Annotated in this window: 14 protein-coding genes; 3 read left to right on the plus strand and 11 right to left on the minus strand. The window is 51.3% G+C overall.

The annotated features are described in order from the left end of the window. Nucleotides 1-248 precede the first annotated feature (248 nt). Nucleotides 249-1259 (plus strand): HD-GYP domain-containing protein, encoded by a 1011-nt coding sequence (locus tag BMW84_RS12300; RefSeq protein WP_091068721.1) that lies wholly within the window; start codon nt 249-251, stop codon nt 1257-1259. 122 nt (nt 1260-1381) lie between these two features. On the opposite strand, the gene BMW84_RS12305 is transcribed toward BMW84_RS12300, so the two are convergent. The 3 genes from BMW84_RS12305 to BMW84_RS12315 all read right to left on the minus strand — a co-directional run bounded on the left by BMW84_RS12305 (nt 1382) and on the right by BMW84_RS12315 (nt 6571). Continuing rightward, the gene (locus BMW84_RS12305; RefSeq protein ID WP_091068722.1) at nt 1382-2227 is read right to left on the minus strand and encodes a non-homologous end joining protein Ku; all 846 of its coding nucleotides are present in this window, start codon (nt 2225-2227) and stop codon (nt 1382-1384) included. A gap of 96 nt (nt 2228-2323) precedes the next feature. Next, the gene (locus BMW84_RS12310; protein ID WP_091068725.1) at nt 2324-4924 is read right to left on the minus strand and encodes an S-layer homology domain-containing protein; all 2601 of its coding nucleotides are present in this window, start codon (nt 4922-4924) and stop codon (nt 2324-2326) included. Nucleotides 4925-5155: 231 nt separating this feature from the next. Beyond that, entirely contained in the window at nt 5156-6571 is a 1416-nt protein-coding gene (locus BMW84_RS12315; RefSeq protein WP_091068727.1) for a PAS domain S-box protein, read from the minus strand. A 297-nt stretch (nt 6572-6868) separates the two neighbouring features. Between BMW84_RS12315 and BMW84_RS12320 the strand changes: the two genes are divergently transcribed. Then, nucleotides 6869-7837 (plus strand): helix-turn-helix transcriptional regulator, encoded by a 969-nt coding sequence (locus tag BMW84_RS12320; protein WP_091068730.1) that lies wholly within the window; start codon nt 6869-6871, stop codon nt 7835-7837. 148 nt (nt 7838-7985) lie between these two features. On the opposite strand, the gene sigK is transcribed toward BMW84_RS12320, so the two are convergent. Then, nucleotides 7986-8687, minus strand: coding sequence for an RNA polymerase sporulation sigma factor SigK (gene sigK, locus BMW84_RS12325; protein WP_091068733.1), 702 nt, complete (start codon nt 8685-8687; stop codon nt 7986-7988). Nucleotides 8688-8953: 266 nt separating this feature from the next. Between sigK and BMW84_RS12330 the strand changes: the two genes are divergently transcribed. After that, the gene (locus BMW84_RS12330) at nt 8954-10027 is read left to right on the plus strand and encodes a hypothetical protein (protein WP_091068735.1); all 1074 of its coding nucleotides are present in this window, start codon (nt 8954-8956) and stop codon (nt 10025-10027) included. 89 nt (nt 10028-10116) lie between these two features. Here the strand turns inward: BMW84_RS12330 and BMW84_RS12335 are convergent, their stop codons facing one another. The 7 genes from BMW84_RS12335 to BMW84_RS12365 form a co-directional block, all read right to left on the minus strand. Further along, complete coding sequence (locus BMW84_RS12335) at nt 10117-11016, minus strand: hypothetical protein (RefSeq protein ID WP_091068739.1); 900 nt, start codon at nt 11014-11016, stop codon at nt 10117-10119. Nucleotides 11017-11114: 98 nt separating this feature from the next. Further along, nucleotides 11115-12512, minus strand: coding sequence for a beta-N-acetylhexosaminidase (locus BMW84_RS12340; RefSeq protein WP_175498791.1), 1398 nt, complete (start codon nt 12510-12512; stop codon nt 11115-11117). Nucleotides 12513-12703: 191 nt separating this feature from the next. Next, the gene (locus BMW84_RS12345) at nt 12704-13747 is read right to left on the minus strand and encodes an ABC transporter substrate-binding protein (protein ID WP_091068744.1); all 1044 of its coding nucleotides are present in this window, start codon (nt 13745-13747) and stop codon (nt 12704-12706) included. A 15-nt stretch (nt 13748-13762) separates the two neighbouring features. After that, nucleotides 13763-14731: a galactofuranose ABC transporter, permease protein YjfF gene (yjfF, locus tag BMW84_RS12350; protein ID WP_091068747.1), complete on the minus strand. Its 969-nt coding sequence runs from the start codon at nt 14729-14731 to the stop codon at nt 13763-13765. Beyond that, on the minus strand, nt 14721-15761 hold the full coding sequence (locus tag BMW84_RS12355; protein WP_091068749.1) for an ABC transporter permease: 1041 nt from the start codon (nt 15759-15761) through the stop codon (nt 14721-14723). Before BMW84_RS12355 ends, yjfF begins: the two co-directional genes overlap by 11 nt. A 6-nt stretch (nt 15762-15767) precedes the next feature. Then, entirely contained in the window at nt 15768-17279 is a 1512-nt protein-coding gene (locus BMW84_RS12360; RefSeq protein WP_091068752.1) for a sugar ABC transporter ATP-binding protein, read from the minus strand. An 89-nt stretch (nt 17280-17368) separates the two neighbouring features. Then, entirely contained in the window at nt 17369-18430 is a 1062-nt protein-coding gene (locus BMW84_RS12365; protein WP_091068754.1) for an ABC transporter substrate-binding protein, read from the minus strand. Nucleotides 18431-18517 lie beyond the last annotated feature (87 nt).

An 18517-nucleotide genomic window follows, 5' to 3' on the forward strand; every position in this document is an offset into this window, starting at 1 on the left:
AACACGTGTTATGAGTGATGTATAGCCCTTCTCTTCCTCACTGCAGCAAGCTCATAGTCTATAGTCCTACTTTTGCGTTAACAACCCAACCAGCCTTTATCCGGTAATGCTTTAGAATCAACTTTACGGCTCCTGCTAATATTTGGAGCGAAATGAGCCGTTATAATTGTATACCCATATCCTCGTCCATAAATTGGTAAGTTTCTCCTAGATACTGAAATGATTTTTCTCGGGAGGTAATACATGCAATGTCGGCAGAAGACTACAAACCGCTGATTGGAAAACGTTTACTTAACAATATTTACGAAGCATCCGGTACGCTGTTAATTGCAAAAGGGACCATTCTCCTAGAGAGCCACATCAAGCAGCTGACAAAATTCAGAATCCGCAAAAACGATGTTCAAGCCATCGATATTACGGACCCCATCGAACATGCCAAACAGACGGAAAGACATCTATCGGACATCAATAACTTCGTTCACCACAACGGCGTGATCCCGATGAACGAGGTTGAAGAGAAAGTGCTGCCTTATATCGAGGAAACGTCCAAGCGGTATAATTTGTTTCAGGTCTTCTCGGAGCTCCGGGAACAAGGCGATTATCGCCAAAAGCACAGCATGGGCGTTGCCGTGATCGCCACATCGCTCGGCAAACGGCTCGGACTGGATGAGAACGAACTGGCGCTGCTGAGTACGGCAGCCACGTTGTATGACATCGGCATGGTGAAGCTTCCCACTTCCTTAATCAGCAAACCCGACCGCTTCGACAATCACGAATATGCGATCATGAAGCAGCATACCGTGTTCGGGCATGAGCTCCTGCAAAACTCCGAGGTGGATCCCCGGATTGCGCTGGTGGCCTTGCAGCATCATGAACGGGAGGACGGCAGCGGATATCCGAACGGCTTACGGGGTGACCAAATTGACCGGTTGAGCAAAATCGTAGCCCTGTCCGATGTGTACATGGCTTTAATCTCGGAACGCCCGCACCGGCAGACCTACAATTTTTTCGAGGTCATCGATGAAATACATAACCAGATTATTATGAAGCGCTTCGACTCCGAAATCGGGCTGACCCTGCTGGACATGCTTCTGTCCCGGCAAGTGGGCTGCGAGGTGCTTTTATCGGATAACCGGAAAGGCAAGGTTCTGCTGACCAACCTTAACTATCCCTCCAAACCGCTAGTTGTCTTGGACAACCAGGAGATTGTCGATCTCGCCAAATGGCAGGACATCAAGATTAAAGAAGTGATCGGATAACGGCAATTTACATAATCAGCGTTCTAACTATGGTAATCGTTAAAAAACAGCACCCCGAACCCTCCGATAAAAGGAGTGGTCGGCGTGCTGTTTTTGCTTTTCAGGAGGCATCCTTCAAACGCTTATGCTCCCGTCCGGTTCTTTTGATTTTTCGCCCTTCTCCGCTTGTAGGCCTTATCCCCCTTGCCCGTCTCTTCCAGAGGCTTGAGCAGCTTCAAGCTGGCTTGCAGGGCGTCCATCAGATCGAGCACATTAGGCGTGTTCACCTCTGGCACCGTGCCGATGTCCCTGCCTTCGATTTTATCCTCGATTGCTTTCGTCAATCGCTCCTTATATTCATCCCTGTATTTCTCCGGTTCGAAATTGCCCGTCAACTGGTCGATCAGCATTTTTGCCATGTCCAGCTCTCTGCGGTCCACCTTCGCCTCTTCAGGCAAATTCGGGATTTGCGACCGGTCGCGGAATTCCTCTGCATAAAACATAGTGACGAGAGACAATACACCGTCGACCACCCTAACCGCAGCAAGGCTGCTTTTCTGGCGGATCGTTACCTGGGCAACGCCGATTTTCCGGGTGGCCTCCAGCGCACGCACGAGCAGTCTGTAGGCATGCTCTCCGGTCTCCTCCGGAGAAAGATAGAAGGTTCGCTGATAATAAATCGGGTCGATCTCGGTCATATCCACAAAATTTAAAATCCGGATTTCATGGGAGGTCTCCGCAGCCAGTTGCTCCAATTCTTCCTGCTCAAAGGTCACAAAATGCCCCTTCTCGTATTCATAGCCTTTGACAATGTCGCTCCACGGGACCTCCTGTTCGCATTTGGGACAGGTGCGTCTATACTGGATCGGCTCCTTATACTCCCGGTGCAGCATCCGCAGCGGAATATCCCGGTCTTCCGTAGCCGGATACATTTTGACAGGCACATGCACCAGCCCGAAGCTGACGGCTCCTTTCCAAATCGCCTGCATCACGGTAACCTCCTTCTGAGATCGTAGATGCCATTCATTAACCGTGATCCGCAGGATGCAACCATGATTTAGCCATTTGTTGCTTCGCTGTTCAGCCTATTCCAAGGAATCCAGCATCGTTTTGATTTGCCCGTTCAGGTTCAAGGCATTCAAGATAATCGTCAAAGCTTCCGCACGGGTAGCATTGCCTTCCGGCGCAAAAGTTCCGTTGCCCGCTCCGCTGATGATGCCCGCTTGCGCTGCCTGCTGAATGCTGTCGGCTGCTTTGGCGCCCTGTACGTCGCTGAAGCCGCCTTTTGAAGCATCGGAAGCTACGCTCTTCAGGTTCATCAAGCGGCTTAGAACGATCACCATTTCTTCCCGCGTAATCGTCTGGTTCGGTCTGAATTCGCCGTTGCTGTAACCGTTGATGACGCCTGCCGCGGCAAACTGATCGATCGCCGTTTTGGCCCAGTTATTGCCCGTTACGTCCTTGAACGCTACCGTACTTGTCCCTTGCACATCAAAGATGCGTGACAGAATGCCCACAAACTCGGCACGGGTAATCGTCTGGTTCGGTTTCACCGTTCCGTCCGTGTACCCTTTGATGATATTCAGCTTGAGGAACATGTTGATCGTTTTCTCTGCCCAGTTTCCTTTCACATCTGCCGGTTGTTGGAAACTGGCGGCAGGCGTAGCCGAAGCCACCAGGTTTTGCACTTTGCTGACCATAACCTCCGGGTTTACTACCTTCGTGTTAAACACTTCGGTAGTTGGCGGTGCAGACGGCTGGGCTGGAGTAGTGCTGCCGGTTCCGGTGGTTGTGCCTGGATTCGTACCCGTATTGCCGCCGGAGGGGTTCTCATTGGAAGGGTTCCCGCCGGATGAGTCACCTGGAGGATTTTCTCCCGTGGAACCATCGGATGAGCTTCCCGCTTCGACCAATACCCAAGTATTGTATTCCTCACCTGCATAGTAGATTTTCAGTTCAGCCGAACCGGGGGAAACTCCCGTGACCACACCATCCTTAACCGTACATACCCCAGGATTCATACTAACCCAGACCGCATCTTTCGTTACGTCTTTCGTAGTATGATCGGAATACTTCAGCGAAGCGGTGAAGGCATGTTTTCCGCCGACCTTCACTTTATTGGAGTCAGAGGCGCCTGTAATCCCAAACGACATAATCTTGCCTGCGTCCGGTGTATACACGATTGCATTGATTTTTGCTTCAAAACCGTTATGCTTGGCCGTTATAACGGATACGCCCTTTGCCACGGCGGTAACAAAACCTTTATCATCCACCGTAGCGACGGTCTCGTCGGAGGAAGACCAAGTCACGCTTTCCGCTGAAAGAGATTCTGTCGTGTCATTGCTGAATTTTTGAGAGACTGCTATGGACTTTTTGTTTGGAGCTGTAAGCAAAAGTTTGTCGTTCGGAATAAACGAGATTCCCGTTTCTGTCCTGGCAGGCGGTTCGGGGGTTGTTCCGCCGCCTGGAGAAGTGCCTCCGCCTGAGGCAACAGAAACCCATTGTTCATACTTTATATTGGAATAAACAGTGATCAATTTTGCCGACCCCTCGGATACGCCGGTGACAACTCCATCGGTAACCGAAAAAATGCTTGGATCTGAACTAATCCATACAGAATCTTTCGTAACATTTATTGAACTTTTATCGTTATCATACAGAGCGGTTGCCGTAAATGTATCGGTCTCGCGAACGTTTACGATATTCGATTCCAATTCGCCTTTAACAATGTAATTTCTTATATCTAGATCCAAGATAAAAACAATTACATTGATCTTTGCTTCGTAACCATTATATTGTACTGTTATCGTTGCAACGCCTTTGGCCATGCCTGTAATTTGGCCTGAATTATCTACTTCGGCAATCATCTCGTTTGAAGAGGACCAAGTTACTGCTGATGCTTCAAGTGCTTCTTTGGTGTTATCGCTGAAAGTTTTATAAGCAGTTATTCCTCGGTTGTCGTTCTCGGCAAGCATAAGATCTGTTTGACTGAGGGTTATGCCGGTTTCCGTCTTAGGCGGATTGCTTGTTCCACCGGATGGGTTAGAATCTCCGTTAGATGTAATGTTCACATATGCAGCATCTAAGCTAATATTGGATGTAGGAACCGAGCTTTCCCCCCCATCGATAGTATCCAGTGTAGAACTATTAATAGAAATAGGGATCTGATTGGAAATCGGTGCATCTTCCTTAACCTTAAGTTTAAACGTCAATAAATCCCCATTTCGAATAAATGTTTTCCCCTCCGAAGCGTTCAAAATGGAAAATTGGACTTCATTATATGCCGTGCCTCCATTAGAAGTTGAAACTCTGTCTATAGGAGTTTGAACGATATAATCCTGGCCGATAACGCCGCTCCCATAACTATAATTTGTCGCACCATAGACACGCTTTCCATCTGTAACGGTTACATAATCGTTAGCGCTGAAAATGGAAGTCGGATAACTAATGGCCAGACCGAGGTAGGCTAAACCTCCCGTCAATCCTGCATTCTCTACATTTTTTAGTGAAACTGTTACTGAAACTACTTCACCAGGTGCATATGTCGTCTTGTCCACATTGACAGCCAATGACATATTAACATTAGCTCCAGCATGTCCTGCCGCTCCAAACAACGATGCCGCCAATAACAAAGCTGTAAACCCAGAAATCAGGCGTTTAGCTCTCCCTCTAAAAAAACTCCCCATCCTTTTCCCTCCTGTGATGTTAATCCCCCAATAAAATTACGGAATCCTCCGATTCTTCGACAATTAGGCCCCAATACTCATTTTATTCGACAATCCTTACAAAACGCTTACAGGATAACTTCTTAAATCTGATGTCGTTTTGCTGCTTTACGCAAAAAAGCTCCGAGAAATCTCCAACATCAGGAGCTTCTCAGAGCTATTGTTAAGCCGGCTTATGTATGACGTATTTTTTCAAACCACAGGCAGCGTAATCTCAACAATCGTTCCCGTCGGCTTGTTCGGTCTAAACAGGAGGTTCCCCTTGTGGTTATGGATGATCTTTTGGCTAATCATAACCCCAAGCCCGTGTCCTCCCGATTTGGTGGTAAAGAAAGGCGAGCCGATAAGGTTCATGCTCTCTACGGGTATGCCTTGTCCGACATCGCGGATTCGAATCCATGCCGTATCCTCTTCACGGTATAGTTCCACGTTAATTTCCGCTCCGCCCGGGCTGGCTTCAATCGCATTTTTAAGAATATTGATGAACACCTGCTTCAGCTTGTTGGCCGCCCCTTTAAGCATCAGGCTGTCGATGTCGGTATGCATGACAATTTCGTTGTCCGTCAGATGCGCCTGGGCGCTCAGCAGCACGACTACTTGCCTCAGCAGCTGAACCAAATTACATTCCGACCAATTGGAAGGAGCTTCTTTGCCCAGCAAGAGCAGCTCGCCGATAATCGAATTGATCCGATCCACCTCCGACACCAGGACCTGATAAAACTCTCTGCCCCTGTCGGACTCTGCAAAAAGCAGTTGCACAAACCCCCGGATACTGGTCAACGGGTTGCGGATTTCGTGGGCAATGCCTGCGGACAGCTCGCCGATCATGGAGATATTCTCCGTATACCGGAGATACTCATCGGTTTTTTTGCGTTCGGTCATATCGCGGGTAATCGATATCACCATTTTCCGGCCATTTAGCATAAACGATTTGGCGCTAATTTCCACGGGAATCTGCTTACCATCCTTCGTGACCTGAATCCATTCGACAAACATTCCGTCCCCTTCTAGAATGCAATTGAACATCCGGTCCACTTCGGTCTGCAATGATTCTGCTGCAATGGAATAAGGCGTTTGGTCCAGCATTTCCTGGCGCGAATACCCCAACATCCGGCAAGCTGCTTCATTCACGTCCAAGAACCTTGACGGTTTTCCGTCCGGGCCCTGTTCGTAGATAAAAATAGGATCGTTCGCCTCATTAAATAATTTATAATACTTCAACTCCGAGAACTTAAGCTCGGTCACGTCTCTCAGCACGCATACGTAAGCCGTGATGCATCCGTTCGAGTTTTTAACCGGAGAAATTGTTATCTTGACGCTGATGAGTTCTCCGTTTCTTTTGACCCGAATAGTATCCAGTGCAAACAACCGCCGTCCCTGATCGATGAACTCGTACATCTGGGCAAGCTCTTCTCGAAGCTCCGGAGGGACATGCGGGAAATCAAGCTGCTTCAGTTCTTCAGATGTCCAGCCGTACAGCTCCTCAAAAACCGAATTGGCGTAGATCACTCTTTTATCCGTGCCCAGAATATAAATCGGATCCGGACTATGCTCCGCAAAAGAATAAAGCGAATAATGCATCATGTCGTGAACTGAGAAACCACCCATATAACAGCTCCCGCAGCCAGTTTATTTTTCATCTATGGTAGCATTGGGCAGTTAACATTTCTATGAAAAATTCGACTAATAAGCGCATCAGAACGGCATTTTCTCGTAACATTATCCATTTCCAAGCCTAATGCCTATCCTAAATTGAGGCTTCTGAGGATACAGCTTCATTCCGACATTGACTTGAACGACAGGTCAATCGCTATAATTAAAGTGAATGAGCAAGTAAAATCAAGTTGCGCGATCCCCATTGCCTCATAATGACGATAGGGTGGTTGAATCGAGGTGAACGGACGAATGTACGAATGGCAAAAGCAAATTCAAATCATCGTAGATGAAATTGACGAATGCATTAAACTGCATAACTGTGAAGCCATAACGCTTAGGTTTCTTTCCCGCAAATTGGGCTATTCCGAATTCCATACCACGAGAAAATTCAAGGAAGTATCGGGGATGCCGTTTAGGGATTATATGCGGCATAGAAAGTTGGCCTTTGCGCTGAAAGATGTGCGGGATGGTGAAAGAAGCATTATTGATATTGCTTTTGACTACGGCTTTTCATCGCATGAAGCCTTTACGCGCGCTTTCAAGGGAACATATGGCGTAGCTCCAAATGAATACCGAAAAAAGCCTATGCCTGTCGTCCTTCGTACAAAAATCAACCCTTTCGACCGCTACTTTTTCGGATTTGGAGAGATGGGTATGATGAAATCTGCAGATGAGGTTAAAATTTATTTTGTAACCGTTCCCGCACACAAATTTTTGCACATTAAAAACTATGAGAGTAACGGGTATTGGGATTTTTGGCAAAAGCAAAGCCTTATTCCGGGACAGGACTGCGAAACCATTTGCGGCTTGCTCGATAGTATCAAGGGCAAATTGGATGATGATGGCGGAAGCGAATCCAACAGCAGCAGCGGTCAGATTATGGCGTACATTAACGACCCCGACGGCAGACTCTGTGATTGGGGAATTCCACGTACAGAGTGTTATGGTGTACGTCTTCCTTTTGATTATAAAGGCGATATCCCTCCACAAATGCTTATGATTGATGTTCCCGAAGCCGAGTATATTGTCTTTGAACATGGGCCATTCGATTATGAGCAGGAAAATCGCAGCGTGGAGGAACAAGTAGAGAAGGAAATGGCAACTTTTGATTTTGCAGACACCGGTTACTGCTTTGATACTTCCCCCGGTAGAATTATTTACTTTTATCATGATCCGGAGCGGTTTTGGAAATATATCAGACCCGTGCGGAAGTCATAAACAACCCAAAGCATCTGTCCCATGCGATGAAGTCCGATGATCAGGGCTTAATTGCTCTTAATGCAAAAAAGGCGGCGTCTCCGAAGATACGTCGCCTTTTTGTATCCATTGGTTATTAAGAAGCTTCTAGTTTTGATGAGGTCGGGGTTTACCGCTTCGCCTTATAAAACTCATGATACAGCTTCATGAGCGCCCGCTTCTCGATCCTTGACACGTAACTTCGCGAAATCCCCAGCTCCTTGGCGATTTCCCGCTGCGTGCGCTCCTCCCCTCCGGTGTCGAGGCCGAAACGGCCGACCACCACCTCTTTTTCCCGGTCGTCGAGAATGTCCAGGTTGCGATAGATCTTGCTCTTCTCGATCTTCAAATCCACTTCTTTAATCACATCGTCGGTTTCCGAACCCAGAATATCGATGAGTGTGATTTCATTGCCTTCTTTATCGGTTCCAATCGGATCATGCAGAGATACGTCCTTGCGCGTCTTTTTTAGGCTCCGCAGGTGCATAAGTATTTCGTTCTCGATGCAGCGGGCGGCGAAGGTGGCGAGCTTTGTCCCTTTATTCGGGCGGTAGCTCTCGATCGCCTTGATCAGCCCGATCGTGCCGATGGAGATGAGGTCCTCCATGTCTTCGCCGGTGTTGTCGAATTTTTTGACAATATGGGCTACCAGCCGCAGATTATGTTCGATCAGAAGATTCCGGGCCTTGGCGTCTCCCTCGGCCATCATCCCCAAATATTTGCTTTCCTCCTGTTCGGAGAGCGGTTGCGGAAATGCATTGTTTCTGACATAAGAGACCAGCAGGGTCAGTTCTTTGATAAGCAAGGCTATGGTGCTAAAAATTCCCGGCAACTTGGCGACACCTCCCGCACGTGTACAATAAAACCGGTCAGCAGTGGGAACTGCGGGTTCACGGTCCTTATTATTGTATGTGGGCTAATGCCCGGAAGTGCCTGTACGCGGGAAATAGGGACGGGCTGCGACAAAGCGGATGCACCATACGATCTTTTTTTTGCAAAATAGCAGGATTTTCCTCATATCCTGTCAAATCTTTATAAGCTGCTAATCGCTGCTAAATCATGTCAAAACAGCAAATTAACCACTGGGGGAATTACCGCATGAAAAAGACACTCGTTTTATTGCTGACGGCCGTGCTGCTCCTGATTGGAGCCGTAGCGCCGGTAGGCACCGGGCAGGCCAAAGCCGCCCAAGCGCCTGTGTACACGGAGCTCGCCACTTTTGTGGACGGTACTCTGCTCATCTCGCCCGTGAAATCGATGGCCGCGAACGGAAGCACTTATGTGCCGGTGAAGCTGGCTGCCCAAATTCCGGGCATTACCGTCAATACCACCGCGGGCATCGTGTTGACCGGTGACAAAGGAACCGCCAAGCTGGATGCGACCAATTCGCTCTCCTACAAAAATTCCAATTACGTTACCTTCAAAACGCTGCTGAAAATCGCCAGCCTTGACGGCAAATATGCCTCAACGGCAGAAACGTTGTTCATCTGGTCGACGGAAGAAGGCAAAACGAAAAGTCAGGCCATGCTCGCCAGCATCAGCAAGATGCAAGGAACCTTGGCCAAAGTGATCGGCAAAAAAAACTATGTCTACGGTTTTCCCGGCTATCATTGGGTAACCGGCGTCAGCTATGACGGCGGAGCCAACGTGGAATTCACCATGCTGAAGGATGACGGCACGGTCTGGACGCTGGATTATCCGACAAACGGCGATATCTTGATGTATTCGGATAGCTACCTGCAATATCTGAAAAGCAGGTATGTCGGCTTGTCCGCATGGGTCAACAACACGATACTTGCCAGCAACAGCCGGTTTGTAAATATGGAGAAGGTGACTGTCGTTGGCGTGTTCCCGGACCCTGATCAGGGCACTTTGCGCGTGCAGGTGCGCCGTTCAAACGGCGAACTCACAAATTTGATTATCGACAACAACACCGATCCTGAGGATGAGATCACGGACGACCTCTTTTTCAAAAATCCGAAAACCGTGCTCAAGATCAGCGATAAAATGTGGAAGGCCATTCAAGAGGAGCGCGTTGTGACGGGAATGACCGTCAATGAAGTGCTGCTTGCCTGGGGCGAACCTGACCGCGTGAATGACGCGCTCGAATTAGCCATCTACGGCAACACTTATCTATACTTCCGCAACGGCAAGCTGATCCTTATCGTGTAGCCGCAGCAAAACCTTAAACAGATATCGCAAAAAGCCGGAGAAGGGCTAACCCTTCTCCGGCTTTTCTTGTACTTACGGGAATACCGTCGTTAAAACGCTTCATAAGCGGTGTAGGACGAGCCCATTTTTTCAATGTCGTAATCGTTCCAATATCCGCCCCCGGTGACGGCGTACTGCGTTTTCCAATTATTAAATTTGGTTTGGGCTTGAGCGGGCGTTTGGCCTTGCGACGGTTTGGCGTCGTTGGTCACCCACAGGATCGGGATCACCTTCATCCCCAGCGTGTTCTGCCAGGTTCCGGGATTGTTGCCCGCGCCGCCGTCATAACACTGCACATACACACGGTCGAGCAGGCCGGGCACAGCGGTGTTGATCTGGGTTTTTACATTGTTCCAGAAGCTCATGTTCGTGTAAGGCGCAATTGAATATTTATATCCGATCGTACCGAGCATTTTGGCGAAGCTCACTGTACTGGACACATCGTACACCGACTCGTCGTCATTGTTTAGGGCATCCAGATTCCAGGCCGTTTTCAGTGCGCTGAAGTTTTTATACAAGGCGGTAGTGGCCCCTGTGCCGTTTGCGTTAATCAGGCTCTTGATATTTTGAAACGTGGTGTCATGCGACACAAGCGAAATCTCGACCCGGGTAATCTGCGTGGTACCGGTTTTGAACGACTTGATTTTGTCCGCGAGCGCCGTGCCTCCGACATATGAGCCACCCGTCACGACCGGCACATCGACTGCCTCTCCGGCTCCCCCGGTAGAATAATAGACGAGATTGCCGTTCGCCAAAACGCCGATACGGAAGAGAAGCACGGTGTTGAAGCCGGAGGTTTTAAGCGCATTCGTGTTCGACTGCATGGCATCCTTGAATAGAAAAATGCTGCGCACGTTTGATGATGCCGCCCCTGCGGACGGTATTCCGGTGACAATCAGGCTGAGGATCAGGACGAGAGCAAACGAGAAAAGACGGATGTTCTTAAACATTTACTTGCCTCCCCAAATTCATATTGAATTGCAGGGAAAATGTAACATATGGAAATAACCCCAACCAGTGGACAATTTAAAGAAATCATGTCCGAACTTTAGTTAGGTTGGAAAAACCCTCCCGTCCACGCCCGTTCTGCCATCGCCTGCAGCGGTTCCCGGATGCCGTCCGCCACTTCCTCTTCGGTCTGTGCCTCCGCAACATCGCTCCAGATGGAGAAAGAGCAGCCCCGGATCGCGGATGGATAAGGCGTGCGATATTCCTTCGGACCACTTTGGCTGCGGCTTGGAAACAGCCCCGGATGCCAGCCGCCGCTGCGGATTCGCTCGCCCGTCGGATAGGTGTAGCCGGCATGTTCGCCGAGCACGTAGTACAAATAAGCGTCATTGTAATTGATCACCTTATGGCCCATTTCGATGAACGTTGATACCGGCGCCATGGCCGGATGCCACTGGGTCCAATAAGTAATATCCATCGAAGGCTTTAGCGGTACAAGTTGGGTCTGGTCAGCGCGGTAGAACCCGTCGCTCCAGGCCCGCACGGTAAAGCCTTTGCGCTCCAGATGCTCCGCGATACCGTTCAGGTAGTGGATGTACGCGTCGACGCCGCTCCCGCCGAAGATGCCCAATCCCTCCTGCGCGTAACGCGCCAATTGCGGGTAGGCGGCAAACTGCCCGAAGTCGATAAATTCATCCCCGCCGATATGAAAATGCGTGCTTCCGGCAAATAAATCCGCAAATTCGTCGATCAGTTCCAGCACGAACCTCCGGGCCTCCGGATGGGTAATATCCAGCGCGCCTTTAGCCGGCTTTCCGGCTTGATCCTTCAGCAGCCACTCCGGATGACTGCGGAGCGCTTGTCCGAGATGTCCGGGAGAGTCCAGCGAGGGGATTACGTCGACATGGTATCTTTGGGCGGTCTCCAGAATGTCCTTCAATTCGGCTACCGTTAAATAAGGCTCGGACATCACTTCAAGATGCCGTTCGCTCATTAGCCCAAACCCTTCGTTTTCGGAAAAATGCAGCTGCAGCTTATTCAGCCGCAGCCGCGACATCTCCTTAATCCGCGCTTTAATCCATTCCGGCGTATAATATTTCCGCCCGATATCGATATGCACCCCCCGCTCCGGCACCAATGGTTCATCGTGCAGACGGCAGTAGGGCAACGAGCCATCCGGCCGCAGCATCGCAAATAACGCCCGCAGGGCATACAGCACCCCGCGTTCACTTGCAGCGCGAATGACGGCGTGACTACCGACCTCAAGCGAGTAACTTTCTTTGGTCCGGAGAATGTCGGAATCGTTGTAGTTCTTCTGCAGCTCAACGATGAGATCGCCGGCAGTGGCCTCTTCTGTTTGGCCGTATACAACAGGCAGGGGTTGCTCCGCACCAAACCAAAGGCCGGCCCATTCCTCTTGTACAAGGTCCAGCGTCTCACGGAGGCGTTCATTTCCGCTTGTCCACTCATTCGCGAAAACCAGGATTCTATTTTGCATAAGCCACCTCTTCAAGTTCACTGGAATGAATAGCATTCAATTTAATTTTAAGCGGTGGCCTGTTTCCCGCGTATAGAAGATATTTAATATAGTCAGGTACAGACTAAATATTCCTATCTCACCGTCATAGCCGTTCAAATGATATTCAAACCGAAAAAAGCCGGCAAAGGAGTCCTCCTTTCCGGCATTTTTTAATATTGGCGATGCTTCACTTCCGCCGCGGCCAGCTCCTCAGTGAAAATGTCCTCCGGCGGAACCATGCGCTTAGGCAACGTCCGGCCGGCCATAATTTCCTTGGTCGCCTGCATCAGCAGCGGGCCGAGCAGCGGATTGCATTCCACGACGGCATTAATCCGCCCGGTGATCATTTGCTCGAAGGCGCGGCGTGTCCCGTCCACCGATACAATGACAATATCGGCTCCCGGCTTCAGACCGGCTTCCTCGATCGCTTCCAAAGCGCCGATGGCCATATCGTCGTTATGGGCGTACAATACCTGGGGCCATTTTTCCTTGGCCACACTTAGGAACTCCCGCATCACCGCTTTGCCTTCTGCTTGAGTGAAGTTCGCGGATTGGCTCTGGGTAATGACATAACCGGGATGATCTTTAATCGTCTCCCGAAAGCCGCGGCCGCGGTCAATGGAAGGCGTGGAGCCGACCGTGCCCTGGAGCTCTGCGATGCGGATGGTCCCCGGCACATGACGCATTTTATCCAGTACATATTTGGCTGCCTTTGCACCTTCATCGTAAAAGTCAGAGCCGATAAAAGTGATGTACAGGGAACTATCCTGAACGTTGACGGAACGGTCCAGAATAATGACGGGAATGCCGGCCTGCTTGACTTCCTGCAGAATCGGCTCCCAACCCGTCTGGACTACGGGGGCAATCGCAATGATATCCACGTCGCTGCGGATAAAGTCACGTATGGCATCGAACTGCTTTTTCTGGGACTGCTCGGCATTGCTCATCCTGAGGGTGATGCCGGCCTCCCTTGCGGCTTCGACGATAGAGGCGGTATTCGCCTCGCGCCAGGCGCTTTCCGAACCGAGCTGCGAAAAACCGAGCACATACGGCCTGGATGGCGGCGAATCAGCAGGCTCCGGCGCTTGCAGCAGCGCATCGGGAAGCGCTGTTAATTCTGGAGCGGACAACGCCGTGGACGTCGCGCCACCGCCGCCGGAACAGCCCGGAAGCAGCAGAATCAATGCCAAACCCCATTTTGCCAATGTGCCCATAGTTCCTCCGTTCGGCTATGGTTTGATTGCAGACCGCTTTGCCGAAAGCAGCCGCTGGAGCAGAATAAACACGAACAACAGCAGACCAATTACAATCTTCGTCCACCACGAACTGAGCGTTCCTTCAAAGCTGATAATGGTCTGTATTACGCCTTGGATCAGCACACCGAAAAAGGTACCGACCACGTAGCCGACTCCACCGGTGAGCAAGGTGCCTCCGATGACGACGGCTGCAATCGTGTCGAGCTCAAAGCCGACGGCGTGCAGGCCATAACCTGAAAGCATGTAGAAGGTGAACACGACGCCGGACAGCGCGGAGCAAAAGCCGCTGAACGTATATACGATAATCTTGGTCCTCGCGACCGGAAGGCCCATCAGCAGCGCCGACTGCTCGCTGCCGCCAAGCGCATACACATTTCGTCCGAAACGCGTATAGCTTGCAACAAAGACCGCAAAGGTAACGACGACAAGCGCGATCACTGCGCTGATGGAGATGAAGCTGCCGCCCGGCAAAGGAATTTTGGTCTGCGCGACCGAGGTATAGAAACCGTTGTCAATTGTAATTGTATCGATACTGATCACATAGCACAAGCCGCGGGCCAGGAACATTCCGGCCAACGTGACAATGAACGGCTGGATTTTGAAATATTGGATTATCGCGCCCATTCCGCATCCGAGGACGGCGCCCATCAGCAGCACCAGCGGGATGACAACGCCCGGGGGCCAACCGTGCTGCTCGACGAGGCTCGCCGACACCATCGTAGATAGCGCAATCACCGATCCAACCGACAGGTCAATGCCGCCGGTAAGAATAACGAAGGTCATGCCTACCGCCGTTATGAGCAGGAAGGCATTATCCACCAGCAGATTCATCAGCACCTGCAAGGAGAAGAACCCGGTATACCGGAACGAGCCGGCGGCAAACATCGCCAGGAAAAGAATAACGGTCACAAGAATCGGAATGTATTTTCGGTTAAGAGACATGGCGCGTCACCTCCTTCTGTAGGGGATAATGCCGCGTTCTCCAGCGGGCGGCAATCGCCTGGCGGAAAGCTTCCGATTGGATCAGGCAGACGGCCAGCACCACAACCGCCTTGACGACAAGCGTAATTTCGGGAGGCACGCCGATCATATAAATCGTCGTAGTTAAGGTTTGAATAATCAGCGCGCCTACGACCGTACCGGTCATATAGAACCGGCCTCCGTTCAGGGAGGTTCCGCCGATGACAACGGCCAGAATGGCGTCGAGCTCATACCAAAGCCCGGCGTTGTTGCCATCGGCGCTGGAGACGTTTGAGCTCAGCAAGAGGCCGGCAAGGCCGGCGCAAAGTCCGCAGAAAATATACACGGATAACATGACCCACTTGGAACGGATGCCCGCCATGAGGCTTGCCACCCGATTGCAGCCGACCGACTCGATGAACAGGCCAAGCGCCGTTTTTCGGGTGAGCAGCAGGGCAATGGACAACATGGCAACAACAATAAAAATGGAAAACGGCAGCGTCGCCAGCGAACCCGACCCGATATACGAATAGCTTTTGCTTGTGATCGTAATGATTTGACCGCCGGTAATGAGCTGGGCAATGCCGCGCCCGGCAACCATCAGGATCAAGGTGGCAATAATCGGCTGGATGCCGATCTGGGAGACAAGCAGACCGTTCCATGCGCCTAGCACCAGCGACAAGCCGATGGAGAGCAGAATGGCCGTGAGCACAAGGCTAAACGCATTTTGCTCGGCGCTTTTGCTGATCGTGAGGCAGGCGATTGCGCCGGAGATGGCGACGACGGAGCCGACGGACAAATCGATGCCGCCGGTGGCGACGACCAGCGTCATGCCGATGGCGACCAGAATCAGCGGCGCGCCGAAATTAAGGATGTCAATCAGACTTCCGTACAGATGGCCGTCGTGCATCGTGATGGAGAAGAAATCCGGCGAATAGAACAAATTAAACAACAGCAACGCGGCCAGCACGGAAAGCGGCCAGAATAAATGATGCTTTACCCATTTCCCCATGTTTGCTCAGCCTCCCGCGATGGCCTGCATGATTTCATGCTGGTTCATTTCTTTGCCCGATATTTCCTTCACTTTGCGATGATCGCGGAGTACCGCGATCCGGTCGCTGACCCGCACCACTTCCTCCAGCTCGGAGGAAATGAACAGAAACGACATGCCCTGCCGGGATAGGGACAACACCAGTTTTTGAATTTCCGCCTTTGCGCCGATATCAATGCCTCTGGTGGGTTCATCCAGAATGAACAGCCGGGGTTCGGTCAACAGCCAACGTGCCAGCAGCACCTTCTGCTGATTGCCGCCGCTCAAATTTTTAATTAGATGCTCGGGGTTTGGCGGGTTGATATGAAGAAGTCGGATATATTGCTCCGCCAGCTCTTCCTGCCGTTTGCGGGAGATCGTTTTGGCCCAGCCCTGCGTGGCCTGTAGCGCAAGAATAATGTTCTCACGAACAGTCAAATCGCCGATAATGCCTTCCGTTTTCCGGTTCTCCGAGCAAAAGGCGATCCGCCGGTCAATTGCTTCACGGGGCGAGTGGACGCCTTCCTTGCCGCCCTTCACCGTCAGTTTGCCCGAATCGGCTTTATCCGCGCCAAAGAACAGCCGCGCCGCTTCCGTCCGTCCGGAGCCGAGCAGTCCGGCTAGGCCAACGACTTCGCCCCTGCGGATCGCAAGGTCAAAGGGCTCAATCGCCCCTCTGCGGCCCAAGCCCTCGGCGACGGCCAGTTCCTCGCCGATGGTCTCCTTATACTCTTCCGCCAGGCTCGGAAGCTCTTCCAGCAGATGCAGCTCCTTGCCGATCATTTTCAGTACCAGATCCAGCCGCGACAATCCGCTTGCCATATATTCGCCGACAAATTCGCCGTTACGCAGAATCGTCACCCGGTCGGACACCTCGTACATCTGATCGAGAAAATGCGTGACGAACAGAATGGCCAATCCGTCCTCTTTTAGTTTACGGATAACGCCAAAGAGCTGGGCGACCTCGCTGCGGTCCAGGCTGGAGGTCGGTTCGTCCAGGATCAGCACCTTGGCCGAAATATTCAGTGCCCGGGCAATGGCTACAAGCTGCTGAACCGCCACCGAATACATATGCAGCGGCTGCGTAACATCAATATGCAAATTCAAGCGTTCGCTGAGCAGCCAAGCCGCACGGCTGTTTATTTCCTTCCACTGAATGCGGCCGAATTTTCGCGGCTCCCGGCCGATAAAAATATTTTCCGCCACCGTAAGGTTAGGACAAAGATTGACCTCCTGATACACAGTGCTGATCCCGGCCGCCTGCGATTCAAGCGGGCTGTGCACCGAAATCGGGGCGCCGTTCATTTCGACCTGCCCTTCGTCGATGGAGTACACGCCGGTCAACACTTTGATCAGCGTGGACTTGCCCGCACCGTTTTCGCCCATCAGCGCATGGATTTCGCCCGGAAACAGCCGGAAATCGACGCCGCTTAAAGCTTTAACACCAGGGAAACGTTTATGGATCTGCTTCATTTGCAATATGGGCTTCTCAGAGCTCATTTGCCTTCCACTCCTCTCTCTGGACAGAAGCCACTCCGGCGGCGGTTGCAATACCGGCCGGCGAAGTGGCTTTGGGTTTGGGGGGCCGATTAATATTGACGGCTAGGAAGCGCTTCTTTGGCTTGATCGGAGGTAAATGTCGTTTCCTCCGTTACGATGCGCGGCTCTACCGTTTTGCCGTCGACCACATCCTGCACAACCTGCATCAGTTGCGGTCCGAGCAGCGGGTTGCATTCGACGATAAAGTTGATTTTGCCTTCGCTCGCCGCGGTCATACCGTCCTTCACCGCATCGACGGAGATAATTTTGATATCCTGCCCCGGCTTGAGCCCGGCTGCTTCAATCGCTTGAATGGCACCCAGCGCCATATCGTCATTATGGGCGTACAGCACATCGATGTCCTTATGCGCTTTCAGGAAGGCTTGCATGACTTCCTTGCCTTTGGCGCGGGTGAAATCCCCCGTTTGCGAAGCAATAACCTTTAGATGGGCGTTGGCGCTGATGATTTCATCGAATCCCGCTTTGCGGTCATTGGCCGGAGCGGAGCCGGTGGTGCCTTGCAATTCCACGATATTCACATCTTCCGCGGTATCCTTGTATTGGTCCAGCAGCCATTGTCCGGCTTTGCGGCCCTCTTCGACAAAGTCGGAGCCAAGGAAAGTAATATACAGCGAGGTATCTTTGGAATCGACGGCGCGATCGGTCAGCACGACCGGAATGCCGGCATCCTTCGCTTCCTTGAGCACCGTATCCCAACCGGATTCAACCACCGGCGAGAAGGCGATCACATCCACTTTTTGCTGAATGAACGATCGGATCGCTTTGATCTGGTTTTCCTGCTTTTGCTGCGCATCGGAGAATTTCAGCGTAAAACCTGCTTTTTTTGCAGAATCCTGAATCGAAGTCGTGTTCGCGCTCCGCCAGCCGCTTTCCGCGCCGACCTGCGAGAAGCCGAGCGTAATTTTTTTGCCGGACGAGGTGTCTCCATTATTCCCTGTGTCGGCCGCCGCTTCCGTTGCCGCTGGCGCATTCGTCCCTTTTGCTTCGTTCGGCGATGTGTTTCCGCCGTTATTGTTGTTGCCGCAAGCGCCTACCAGCACCATGGACATTGTCATGGCGAGGGCAATTCCCATTTTCCCAAGTTTTTTCATCGCTTAAATTCCTCCCCCTGGTCATTCACCAGCCTCTGGTGATGGCTAAAGTATAAACCGCTTACAAAATTGCAGGATATGGAGCCA

The organism is Paenibacillus sp. NFR01, assembly GCF_900111565.1.
Taxonomy (GTDB): Bacteria; Bacillota; Bacilli; order Paenibacillales; family Paenibacillaceae; genus Paenibacillus_AQ.